Origin of the sequence: Nostoc sp. (assembly GCF_036919555.1) — a bacterium.
In the GTDB taxonomy this organism is placed as follows: domain Bacteria; phylum Cyanobacteriota; class Cyanobacteriia; order Cyanobacteriales; family Nostocaceae; genus Nostoc.
Genome location: NZ_JBALCS010000119.1, coordinates 25,845 through 37,303, shown reverse-complemented (window position 1 = coordinate 37,303; position 11,459 = coordinate 25,845). Strand labels below are relative to the sequence as shown.

Annotated in this window: 6 protein-coding genes; 3 read left to right on the top strand and 3 right to left on the bottom strand. The window is 43.1% G+C overall.

The annotated features are described in order from the left end of the window. Window positions 1-420 precede the first annotated feature (420 nt). Window positions 421-1,062, top strand: a complete 642-nt coding sequence (locus V7K36_RS32075) for a hypothetical protein (RefSeq protein WP_335121881.1) — start codon at window positions 421-423, stop codon at window positions 1,060-1,062. 107 nt (window positions 1,063-1,169) lie between these two features. Here V7K36_RS32075 and V7K36_RS32070 read toward each other — a convergent pair whose 3' ends face one another. Together V7K36_RS32070 and argZ are read right to left on the bottom strand one after the other, a co-directional pair. Beyond that, window positions 1,170-1,700 carry a DUF2085 domain-containing protein gene (locus V7K36_RS32070; RefSeq protein ID WP_335121880.1) on the bottom strand — a complete coding sequence of 177 codons (531 nt, stop codon included), beginning with the start codon at window positions 1,698-1,700 and terminating at the stop codon, window positions 1,170-1,172. A gap of 62 nt (window positions 1,701-1,762) precedes the next feature. Then, window positions 1,763-3,874 carry a bifunctional arginine dihydrolase/ornithine cyclodeaminase gene (gene argZ, locus V7K36_RS32065; RefSeq protein WP_335121878.1) on the bottom strand — a complete coding sequence of 704 codons (2,112 nt, stop codon included), beginning with the start codon at window positions 3,872-3,874 and terminating at the stop codon, window positions 1,763-1,765. Window positions 3,875-4,465: 591 nt separating this feature from the next. Between argZ and V7K36_RS32060 the strand changes: the two genes are divergently transcribed. Further along, window positions 4,466-6,049 carry a glycosyltransferase family 39 protein gene (locus tag V7K36_RS32060; RefSeq protein ID WP_335121876.1) on the top strand — a complete coding sequence of 528 codons (1,584 nt, stop codon included), beginning with the start codon at window positions 4,466-4,468 and terminating at the stop codon, window positions 6,047-6,049. Window positions 6,050-6,688: 639 nt separating this feature from the next. Further along, on the top strand, window positions 6,689-10,690 hold the full coding sequence (locus V7K36_RS32055; RefSeq protein WP_335121875.1) for a DUF2157 domain-containing protein: 4,002 nt from the start codon (window positions 6,689-6,691) through the stop codon (window positions 10,688-10,690). On the opposite strand, the gene V7K36_RS32050 is transcribed toward V7K36_RS32055, so the two are convergent. Further along, complete coding sequence (locus V7K36_RS32050) at window positions 10,675-11,040, bottom strand: hypothetical protein (RefSeq protein WP_335121873.1); 366 nt, start codon at window positions 11,038-11,040, stop codon at window positions 10,675-10,677. The genes V7K36_RS32055 and V7K36_RS32050 overlap by 16 nt on opposite strands. Window positions 11,041-11,459 lie beyond the last annotated feature (419 nt).

Here is an 11,459-nt window from a genome sequence, read left to right as displayed (position 1 = left end):
GTGATGAGGGGCAACAGTATGTGGGCAATCATCGCCACAACCTCTTGAAAAGAGCGGTATTGGCATTGAGCCGCGATCCTTGCGAAAACGGAAATAAATGCTGAAAAAACTTGCCCTATAAAGCTTGCATCTTTTTTACTTTCTCCAGCTTTACCCAAATATAAGAAGACTAGATTTAGTACACAGTTACTAAGTTGCAGAGATCGCCAAGACTTCATTGCTGTCTTGCTGGCATTTAGGTTTGTTTTGGTGCCACTGCTAACGGCGAGTAATACTCCAGTAGCTTTAACACTAGCGATCGCAGTTAGTATTATTTTAGTTTTCTGTGCTATCGGTGCTTTGGTAAGGTAGTTTAAAAGGTGAGACAGCAGAAGCGATCGCTAATTATTGCCCTATTATTTTGCTACGGAAGTAATTTTTATGACATATGTACAAAAATTCTCAGTATCTCTGGCTGCAGCAGCTTTAATTGCCTTGGGTACAGCGCAAATAGCGCAAGCAGTATTATTAGTTGAATCAGAGTCAGCCGTAGTAAATCTTGATGCCAAAGAAGTGTTATTCACTGTAAATTTTAATAAGGCGCCAGACTTTTTCACAGTTGATAAATTTAATCGGCACGCCGACTCTTTCCAATACTTTATTGATCCGGATGGGGAATTGCCTATTTTGAATGCATCCCCTATCTATAGTAACTTTTCGTCAATTATTCGCGGAGAAGAAATCCCTGTTGCAAGTGACATTCCGATACGTGATGTTTTTTCAGTTGGTGCATCGGAACCAAATTCAGGAGGCTGGGGTAAAATTCGTGGTTCAGTACCATACAGCCTTGATGGCAATGTCCTGAAATTTTCAGCACCTCTGCAACTTATTGGAGATTCAGATGGCGTGTTTAGCTATCAATTGCTTTTGACTGAGTTTGGTGCCTGGAATGGTATTACAAACGAAAATAAGTCTATTATTACCAGTGTTCCCGAACCTAATTTGGCTTGGGGTGCATTAACTTTTGGAGCCTTAAGTGTAGGCTTACGGCAAAAACGTAAACGTAAATCAGCCGTTAGTTAACCTACCTCACCCTCAATCCCTCTCCTTATAAAGGAGAGGGAAGCCAGAGACAGGATGAAGTCTTGCATTTTATTTAATCCACGTTCCTAAATCCCGGAAAACCATTTCTATAATTCATCCAAACTAGTTTTAGCACCATGCCAGCCATGCAAAATCGGCATAGTAAACAATCCCCATGCCAAACCTGTAATCAACCCAAAAGGCGTAACCAGATAATTATTAAAACTCCACAAACCGAAAATTTGTGCTGCCAATTCCAAAGGATAAGCCATCATCAGCACGCTAGCTAAAGCCGCACCACGTAAGCCATATTGACCTAACCAGTAAAATCCCTTACCACCACCACCAGTTACCCCATACAACAGACGAGTAATCAGCAAACCAGTGACAGTGCCGTAGCAGCGCATACATACAGCCATAATAAACGGGGGTGCCAAATCAAACCCCATAGTTGGTTGCGGACATACATGATTACCCATGAAATAGATGATGTCCGCAATTCCCCCAAGCAAAAACACCCCAGACGCAGCCAGAAAGGGAGCAATTGGCGGGCCAAAAACCATCCCCACCAACATAAAATCAGCAATCAAACTGACCCAATTAACCTGCAACTCTTCACCAAAAGCTACTCTTGTCATTCCCTTTCTTCGCGCCCTTCTCTTCGAGACACTTCGTGAACGCGCCTTCGCGGTTCCTTCTCCTAACCTATCTTATTAACATAGGGACTTGTCAACTTATCCAACTGCTGAATCAACAGACTGAGGAACAAACCGACATCCGTCACCACACCCACCGATTCTACAGAACCGCGATCGCTTAACTTAGTCACCACAGCTGGATTAATATCCACACACACCATTTTCACACCAGCCGGAGTCATATTACCCACTCCAATGGAATGCAGCATTGATGACAGCATCAAAATCATCTCCGTACCTTCGAGGTGTCTAGCATAAGCCTCCTGTGCTTTAATCAAATCCATTTGGGTATCAGGCAAAGGCCCGTCATCCCGAATCGATCCAGCAAGCACAAAAGGTACATTATTGTGGACACATTCATACATCACGCCACTTTTAATTGCCCCTGCCTCCACAGCTTTGGGAATGCTGCCATAACGACGGATACTATTAATTACCTTGAGGTGATGGCGGTGTCCACCACGGACGGCGATACCCCGCTTCATGTCTACACCCAAGGAAGTGCCCATAATATTTTGCTCAATGTCGTGAACTGCGATCGCATTTCCACCCAGTAACGCCTGTACATATCCTTCCCGAATTAGTTGCGCCAAGTGTTCACCGCCACCAGTGTGAATCACCACCGGCCCAGCCGTGACAACTACCTTACCACCAGCATCGCGGATTTTCCGCAATTCCCAAGCCACTTGTTCAACAACCAATTCCACGCGCCGTTCGCTAGAAACCCCCGCCGACATAAAGCTAAATTCTTGGGTGCTGCGTAGTTCCCGCGATTCAGTTTTGCGGATGGTGCGGATACCTAGCACGTCTACAATTACCTGTTCGCCAACTACTAAATCACGGAGTATTTTACACCGAGCGACTAAACCAGTGGGAGTTTGAGTAATGGCGATCGCGCCATCCATCCGTTGATTTTCTACCTTCACCCACTGACCATTAATTCGGACTTCGGTGGGATAAATTGTACTGACGTAGAAATCATCAGGCGCAACGCCATCTTGGATCACTGGTTCCAGTTTGGCATCTCGCTCATCTTGGGGTAAATTGACTGCACCCAAATCAATCAACATTGAGATAATTTCTTCCATCACCTCATGGGATGGTGCTGATACCTTCACTTCGGCGGCTGAAGTACTTTGTCGTTGTTCTCCCAAGTTAAAATTCAGGACTTGGAAACTTCCCCCGGCGTCTATAATCAAATCCAAAGCGCGGTTAATTAAACCTGCGTCCAGCAAGTGTCCTTCCATGCGAATGACGCGGCTTTCTACCGAGACATTGGCATGAATTTCATCTCTAACTGGTTCTGTCACCCGTAGAGTTAAACATTTAGCCGCACCACCAGCTTTGAGAAATTCGGTAAGTGGTGTTTCCAGCACTTGGAAACCTACCTCCACAAGGCGGGTTTTCAAAACATCACTCGCCTTGTTCATGATCACAATGCTGTCTACATTCACCGTATTACAAGCGAAGTTAACTGCATCGGCTTCTTCAATTGCGATCAGCTTTTCTGCTGCGACTCGCATCTCAATTAAGCGGTTGGAGTAAGAATCAAAAGCGCCGGGATAGTACAGCAAATAGCCATTTGCTAGGGGACAAAAGCAGGTATCCAAGTGATAGAAACGTTCATCTGTGAGTCGCAGGGAAAGCACCTCAATATCCAGCCATTTAGCTAGATAAGGGTGAGAATCTAATTCCGAGCGGAAACCGTATCCCGCCCATAACCAGCGTCCTTCTCGATCCAGCAGTGCGTCCCCTGCTCCCTCAAAGGGCAAATCTTTGGGTAATTCATTGACTTTATAACCATTTGCCTCAAACCATTGTTTGAAGAAAGGTTCTTCTCCCTGACGTTCTTTGTGCAAAAAGCGACTGAGGACGACGTTATCTCCCAGTACTAAGCCAGCGTTGGCGGTGAAAACCAAATCAGGCCAGCCTTTTTCAGGTGGTACTAAGTCTACAATGGCGTGTTCTTTAAGGATCTGGTGTAGTCCCTGCCACTGTTCTACGGCGCGATCGCGCGATGATTTGTGAATATTCCCTTCCATCCAGGGATTAATCACATAGTCCACGTCGTAGTGGTCAGGAGGACACATTAAAAAGCGAATACGGGAAGTCATAAAAATCTTACAAGCGTTTTATATGCTACAAGCCTATTTTAGATACAGATTTTCGATTTACTGATATTTGGTAAAATCTGCTATTAGAACTTCTATCTTTTGATAGTTGAAGGTTTTACAAAGGCTTCGTTATTAATTCTATTACTGGAAGAGACAAAGTGAGGAGAATAAGTACAGAAGGTGACAAAACAGCATGGATCTCTTGGACATGACTGTTTCAGTAGTTCTGAGTAAGGCTGCTCTTAACAGAGGATAAATCCCATACTTAAAAGTACTTTAATGTTCAATCGTTGTTAAATAGCGGCTTTGACTTACCGAGTAGCTTGTAATTTTTGGACTGTGGCAAGAGTTTTTAATAAATAGTTGTAGCGTCGGGCAATACGTCTTAAAGTAGCATGGAAACCAAAATGTCTGCTAAAAAACGATTCTAGCGATCATTAATCAGGATTTACGCAAAAAGGCAGTGAAAGCCCTGATTTACCGTAGGGTCAATTCATGAATTGCCCCTGAGGGCGTGTAGTTTTGCGTAAGTCCTATTAATAATAAAATCCTACCACGGTTTATTAACGCTTTGAGGAGATTGAAAGCTGCATGAAAAAGCAATTGTCACAGAGATGGCTTATTTCTAAATCTTGGTTACGTTTTTTAATCATCATTTTATTAGTAATCGGTGTATTTTTTCGCTTCGTCAATCTTGACAACAAAATTTATTGGGGTGATGAAGTTTTCTCATCATTACGCATATCTGGCTATATGGTGTCAGAAATAAATGAGCAGTTAAGTAATGGTCGTTTAATCAGTATAGAAGATTTGCATAAATATCAGTATCCCAATCCTGAAAAAAACACAATTGATACAATTAAAGGGATTATCTTAGAAGACTCACAGATTTTGCCGCTATACATCTTGATGACGCGGTTTTGGGTAGAATGGTTTGGCAATTCTGTAGCAGTGACAAGAAGTTTTTCGGCATTTATTAGTCTGCTTACCTTCCCTTGTCTTTATTGGTTATGTCAAGAATTATTTGAGTCTTCACTAATCGGATGGATAGCGATCGCATTGGTAGCCGTTTCACCTGTTCATGTCGTGTATGCACAAGAAGCACGAGCATACAGTTTATGGATAGTAACCATCTTAATATCAAGCATAGCACTGCTGCGAGCCATGCGCCTGAAAACAAAGGTTAGTTGGTGCATTTATGCAGCAACATTATCACTAGGGTTTTATACTCATATATTTTTTACCTTGGTTGCTTTTGCACAGGGTATTTATGTAATTGCAATCGAACGCTTGCGATTGAGTAAAACATTGATTTATTACCTGCTATCATTCCTTGCGGGATTTCTAACTTTTGTACCTTGGATTTGGATTATTATTACCAACCCTCAGTTAGAAGCAGTAGATTGGGCAAATGTTAAATCAACATTATTTGCGTCAGCTACAAGGTGGGCTGGCATCTTTAGTCGGACGTTTCTTGATTTAGGTATTAGCCCTAGCGATCCCGGAAAACTTAAGATTGCCTTAATTCCTTTTATTTTAATTATTTTAGCTTTAATGATCTATTCAATTTATGTTCTCTGTCGAAGAACCTCTAAAGAAGTTTGGTTATTTATTTTAACCTTGATTGGGTCTGTAGGGCTTCCTCTACTGTTATTAGATTTCGTTTTTCAAAAGCGATACGCTACTAGTCGATATACACTTCCCTCAGTTTTAGGTATACAGTTAGCTGTTGCTTACCTCTTGACCACTAAGATAACGTCTATTTCTACTAAAGGTTGGGAAAAAAAGCTCTGGTCACTTGTAACTTTCATACTAATTATGGGCGGAGTTATATCTTGTACGATCCACTCTCAAGCCCAAATTTGGTGGAACCAATTCCCGGAAAAATACCAAGAATATCCTCAAATTGCTCACACTATTAATCAAAGTAATAAACCGCTTTTAATTAGTGATGATAGCATAATTCCACGAATACAAATACTTGGTTACATAGTTACTCCCAAAGTGCGATTTCAAATCGTAGAGAAAAATCAGTTACCAGAGATGACTAATGACTTTACTGACATATTCTTGTTCAATCCCTCTGACTTGTTAAAAGCTAGAATCGAGAAAATTTATAACTCGAAGTTACAGCAGATAAACGACTTTCTCTGGAAAATAACAAAATCTACTTAAACTAAAGATACAGGGGTATCTAGGGTTGGGAGTTGAGTTTAATATAGACCTAATCCCCAACCCCGTCTCCTTAGTAAGGTTACGGTGTAGACACAAGTCGAAATAAAGCTCGATTGACCATTTCTCGTTCCCATGCTCTGCATGGGAATGGCTGATTAGGGGCTGCTGCCTCCAGTCAAATTGAGTCGGAGCCTCAATAGACTTCTTGCATAAATCAAAAATTAAGAACCCCACCCCGCATTTGAGTAAAGCAAACGCTCCCCTCCCCGTAAGCGGCGAGGGGTTGGGGGTGGGGTGTTAGGGACTTTTGCAAGAGGTCTAATGAATGCGTTCCTAAGCCGAGCCTGGGAACGAGTCAATAGCCTCTAAGATACCTCACCCTGGTTTTACTACGTAAAACCTGTCCCTCTCCTTATTAAGGAGAGGGATTAAATATAGGACAGGGTGGGGTTTTAGAGACTTTTGGGTAATCTGATAACTTGTGTGTACACCGTAAGCACATGAGGACGGGGCTATGATGTACCTCATATGATCAGGTTAAAAATTAATATTAATTAGCTTAATAGGTGGCACAATTAGAGCCAAAATATACTTTAATTAAATTCGTGATTTAAGTATATATTACTATGGCTGCGGCTTATGTCATTACCTCTTGACCACCCGCTAAAATTTGAAATCAGACTGCCATCCTCCCATCCTCAGTTATTAGAAGGATTAGATATATGGCTGCGCTTAGGTTTGATATCCGATACCCAAGTTAGGCAGCTATGCCAAGATTTTCTGGTGTGCGCGGTGGTGTTGCAACCTCAGCCAGAAGCTAAAACAAAGGTAGTATTTGCAACTTCCGACTCTGTGGAGCAGTTGGCCGTAGCAGCTTTAGAATCTAGTAGCCGTAGACAACCGCAACAAAAACCAGCTAAACCCAACTTTATCAGCACAATGTTGCAGTCTTTGGGAGCAGAACTGAGTGTCCGTTGGCTGCTTTTTCTAGGGGTATTTCTGGTAGTAGTGTCTTCTGGGGTACTGGCTGCAAGTCAGTGGGAGAGGTTTCCCGCTTCTGGACAGTATGGAGTTTTATTTGCTTATACTTTGAGTTTTTGGGGGTTAAGCTTTTGGGCAACTAGGCAAAGCAACCTCAGATTGACGGCTCAAACTTTGCTGATTGTCACCCTTTTGTTAGTCCCAGTAAACTTTTGGGCAATGGATAGCTTTCGGTTGTGGCAAAATCCTCTGGATTGGATTGTAGTTGCGATCGCCTGTCCTACCCTTACTGCTATAACTGTTTTACTCTCCAAAAATCGTACCATTTTTGCCAATTTACATCCTGGCAAATTACCTCTAGCAAATATTCTGGGGCTAAGTTATCTGCATTGGGGTTGGCAATTAAAAGGATTTCCCTTGATTGCGATTTATCTGGCAATGATCGGCACAACTATTGTTACCGTTTATCACAATCTTTACCAACAGCCTAATCTTGTCAGCGAGGAAGATCGGCGCGATGTCTACGACGGGCTACGCCTACGCCTTAACTTAAGTATTAGTTTACCTGCTGCTGTCATTATTTATGCCTTGATAGTACTGTTAGTGCGGGCGATTTTTGTTGCTGGGGTAAATGTGACGCAGTTGGGGTTAGCTATTGGTATTTGCGGCTGGTTGGTAACTTGGTTAGCACAGCCGGGAGGGGAGAGGGCAGGGGGCAGGGGGCAGGGGGCAGGGGGAGCAGGGGAGGCAGGGGAAGCAGGGGAAGTAACAGTAATATTTTCCTCATTGCCTCCATCTCCCTCATCCCTCTTACTCTGGGAAAAACTTGGTGGCATTTTACTCTTCCTGGGTTGGCTGGTTTCGGTAGTAAATTATCCTTGGCAAGCGATCGCTGTCAGTGGTTTGAGTTTATGGTTTGTGGGAAGTAGCTTGCGGCGATACAGTTCAAAAGTTGACTTCGCGGCGGTTTTTGTCATCGGCTTACAGACGATTTGGCTCTTTTGGCGGTTAGTACCTAATAGCTTACAAAAATGGGCGATCGCAATTGGCACCCAACTCACCAATTCTCAAAATGAACCTGGGGCGTTACTGGGGATAGCTTTATTTCCCTACGTAGTTTTGATGGTGGCGCTCACAGATAACCTGCATCGCACCGAAAAGCGAGAATTAGCTAAATTTGGCGAACTGCTCACCCTCTTATTTGGAGCTTTTTTAACAACGATCGCTCTGATAAATCCCACATTGCGATCGCTAAATCTGCTATTTTCCACAATCACTCTGGCATTCATCACTCAACGCCGCTCCCCCTCATCCCTTCCCCTGGTATATCTAACTCACATCATGGGTGTGCTGACGTTTTGCTCTACCATTAACTGGCTGTTACCAAGTCTGAGTCAACAAGCTTGGGCAAGTATTTTATTAGCTCTGATGGTTGCAGAATGGATATTTAGTCTCAATGAAGGTTTATGGCGACATAGTGCATGGGACATCGGTTTAGGATTAGCCGCCGCTAGTTTTTTCCGATTGTGGATGAATGCAGAATTATCTTGGTATGGCATAGCTGATAGCCAAGCTGATTGGGGAGTCATTTGGCTAGTTACGCCGATAGCTCTCACGGGTGTTGCCAATTGCACAATTATAGAGCGTCGGACTACTAGCCGTTACTTAAGTGTCTTGGCTGTGGGAGTTGCCCAGCTACTTACTTTACAGCTACCAGAAACCAGATTAATCGGTTTGGGTGTGGGTGCCGGATTGATGTTTGCAAATACCCGCTATTTACGAAACCAAATATCTGCGGTAATTACAGAAGGATTTATTCTGAGTTTCATCGGGGCGTTGCTGTGGACAGGTGTACCTGGTTTACCTCACCTGGCGCTAGCAGGTTGGTTTGTCGTGGGAGCGATCGCAACTCTTAGTCTCTGGTTAGCGCAGACAGTTTTGAGCCAACGCAGTAACGAATTAGCAGTTATATATTCAGCCGCCAGTGATAAATGGGCGATCGCCTTGTGTGGTTTTGAGTTATTGGGTTTGACGCTACACTCAGTCCTGATTTACCGAGGGTTTACTACTTCGGGATTTTTGTACTTAATTGCCACTGTGATCGTCTTGATTGCCATTGTTTATCGCAGTTGGCGCGAACCGATAAATTGGGCATTTTATAGCATCGGTTGGTGTTTGGAATTGTTGACTGCCGAAGCGCTGGGATTTGGGGAACACTCAACTGTTAAAATAGCGATCGCAAATATCGCTTTAGGTTTAATTGCTCAACTTGTCGGAGAGTGGTGGCGACGACGACATCAATTAGAAAGGCTTCCCAGCAGTTTTCACATTTTGCCATTAATTTATGCTGCATTTAGTGTCTTGCTGCGTTTGAACACCTTTACCGAGTGGACAGGTTTGTATTCCTTAGGTGTAGCTTTAATTATCATTGGCGTGGGGCGACGGCGCGAGAGCTTTAAACCCCTGCTGTACTTAGGAATCATTGGCGTATCTATTTCTGCCTATGAACTTTTGTTCTATCAAATGTTACAAGCTTCAGGAGGAGCACTGGGTGATGCATTGATTGCCATGTCTGCCCTTGGTGCCAGTATCATGTATGCTTACCGCATCTTGTCGCCTTGGCTTGTCAGCTACTTACGCTTAACTCCCCAAGAACTGAAAGGAATTGCTCATATTCACTGGGCTTGGAGTAGCTGTTTATTAATGACTGCCATTATTACTCCCATTGGAGTTAACCGTTTGGTGGGATTGGGAACGGGGGTATTTTTAATTCGTTATGCCATCTTTCAGGGACGAAATTCGCGCACTTCCTCCAGCTCCAACATCTTTGGAGGAATCACAATAGGCGAGATGTGGGTTTACCTGGGCTTATTAGAGGTAGCCGGGATGAGGATTTATTGGCGGGAGACAGCAGTCGGAAAATTTTGGGCTGGGCCGTTAGTTCCTTGGAATGGTGCGATCGCCTGTGTGGTAGCCTATTTTCTATACATCCTACCTTGGGAGAATTGGGGTTGGTCTAAAAGACCTTGGCAACAAGCTGCATACATTGTACCACTGATCATTTTATGGGAAACCAGACTGCAAACTTACCCCATCACCTTGCTACTCGCAGCTGGATTTTACATCTTCCTAGCAAAGGTGGGTGAAAACATCCGTCTTACCTATATTAGTGTGGCGTTGATTGATTGGGCGCTTTACCGTTGGTTTAATTCCTTACATCTAACTGATACTCTGTGGTATGTAACACCCATTGGATTATCACTGCTTTATATTGCTCAAGTCGATATCCAACTAAAGCTACCAGAGTCTAAAGCCGCTCGTCATATTCTGAGAGTGTTAGGTAGTGGTTTAATTTGTGGGTGGGCAATTTTATTTCATCAACATACAGCCTGGATACCGGGGATTTTCAGCCTCATCGCCATTTTTGCCGGATTAGCTTTAAGAGTGCGGGCTTTTCTCTACATTGGTACAGCCACTTTTTTAATCACTACAATTTATCAATCGGTAATTTTCAGCTTGCAATACTCTTTCTTAAAATGGGTTGTTGGCTTGCTAGTTGGCATCCTACTGATTTATATTGCCGCCAACTTTGAAACCCGTCGCGCTCAAATAACTTCCTTAATTCGTAGCGCCATTGATGAATTTCAATCATGGGAATAGCGATAGATATAGGAATCCGATTTGATTCCTGAAATTAGTTGCCCAAGATGTTTTTTAATTGCTTCAAGAGTTGAGGCATCCGCAATCCACACAGATGAAAAATTATCTGCTACCGATGCCCACTTTGGTGCTAGTTCTTTGGAACGATTTTTGTCTCTAATCTTCTGTATTACTTGCTCAAATAGCACCAAAAAAAGATGGCTGGGCAAACTATTAAGATGTTGAGATAAGGCTTGTTTGCTTACCTCCATTGTCGAAACCCACATCAATCCTTCAACTTCTAATATACGTAATATATCTGTCAAATACTGTATTTGAAGATATACTAAGCTGAGAACTATTGCGGACATTACTGGTAAGGTTAGTACACGTGAGCCTAAGCTACGTTCTTTATCTTTTACATCTTTGAGATTCGCAAATGTCCCTGGACTAAGTAGTTCAAATAATCGTGATTCAATCTCCTAGCTCTCAGGCGCTGGCGCCGTTACACGATGGCGAAAGTCTGGATTCCCTTGTTTTTTCCGTGGTTTACTCATGGCTAAACTCAGCACCCTTGTGTTGAGTTTAGGCAATTAGTGGGCTCCTCTTGACAAGACTCTATTTTTCTTAACTTGACACCAATGGCAGGATGCCCACCCCACCCCACAAGATGGATAATTTATTTCTTGTCAGTCCCTTATACCTGGCTTTGGGACGAATCGTTGTGTAGTTTACCTTCCTTGAAATCTGCTGTAGTTTAAGTTATTCTTGCTGACTTACTTACAGCTAT